2 protein-coding genes are annotated in these 1,049 nt (G+C 72.2%); both read right to left on the reverse strand.

The genetic code is table 11. The features are described 5' to 3' along the window. Positions 1-240: sigma factor (locus OP18_RS50620; RefSeq protein ID WP_033367984.1), on the reverse strand; the 240-nt coding region annotated here is incomplete at its 3' end. A 171-nt stretch (positions 241-411) separates the two neighbouring features. Beyond that, a partial coding sequence (locus OP18_RS50625; RefSeq protein ID WP_033367987.1) for a sigma-70 family RNA polymerase sigma factor occupies positions 412-1,049 on the reverse strand: 638 nt, incomplete at its 5' end.

The raw sequence follows: 1,049 nt of genomic DNA on the forward strand, positions 1-1,049 counted from the left end.
GGTGGCGAAGCTGCCGAAGGGGATGCCCCGGCTGGGGTCGAAGCCTTTGGCGGCGTGGGCGAGGGCGGCCATGCCGGCGGAGACGAGGTCTTCGCGGGATACATGGGAGGGCAGCCGGCCGAGCATCTCGCGGACCAGGTGGCCGACGAGCGGCAGGTGCGCGCGGACGAGGTCCTCGCGCTCGCGCGCGGTGGTGGTGCCCGGGGTGGTGCTCGGGTGGATGTGGGTGGCGGTGCTCATCACGGCAACCTCTTCGTGGCAGGAGTGGGTCTTCGTGTGCCGGGAACCCCCGGCAAGATCCAGCCTCTGTCACGTTGGGTACACAAACGGTCGCGCTTGGTTGCTAACCGGTTGTTGTCCTCAAGGCCGCGCCGGGCCCTTGGCCGTCAGGCCGCGCCGGGCCCTTGGCCGTCAGGCCGCGTCGGGCAGTGCCGAGGTCGGCATCCCGAGCGCCGTGGTGTGCGCCAGCCGGACGCTCAGGTCGCCCTGGCGGGCGATCTGGCTGTAGTACGCCTCCCGCCGGCGGGCGACGCAGCCGTTGCGCTCCGGCGCGGCCATCAGGTGCGGGTCGAGGTGGTTGTTGAGCCCGTCGCGCAGCAGCACGAGGGCCTCGGAGCGCAGCTGGCTGATCCGGGACTCGGTCACGCCCAGCTCCCGCGCGATGTCGTTCATCGGGCGCTCCTGGAAGAAGTACGCGGTGACGACGTGCCGCAGCCGCTCGGGCAGCGCGTTGACGGCCTGGTGCAGGTAGCCGATCTTCTCCCGGTGCAGGATCAGGTCCTCCGGGCCCGGGGTCCGCTCGGGGACGAGGTCCTCCGCGGTACCGGCGGTGAAGCCCTGCAGCGACAGCACGACGGCGCGCTGCACGTCGTCGCCGATCGCCTTGAGCTCCTCGGGTGCCACCCCGAGCGCGTCGGCGAGCTCCGTCTGGGTCGGGGTGCGGCCCAGGCTGGCGGTGAGTTCCTGTTGGGTGGTTTCGACCTTGCGGGCGCGGGTGCGGACGGATCGGCTGGCCCAGTCGAGGCCGCGCAGTTCGTCGAGGAGGGCGC

This window comes from Dactylosporangium aurantiacum (assembly GCF_000716715.1).
GTDB lineage: Bacteria > Actinomycetota > Actinomycetes > Mycobacteriales > Micromonosporaceae > Dactylosporangium > Dactylosporangium aurantiacum.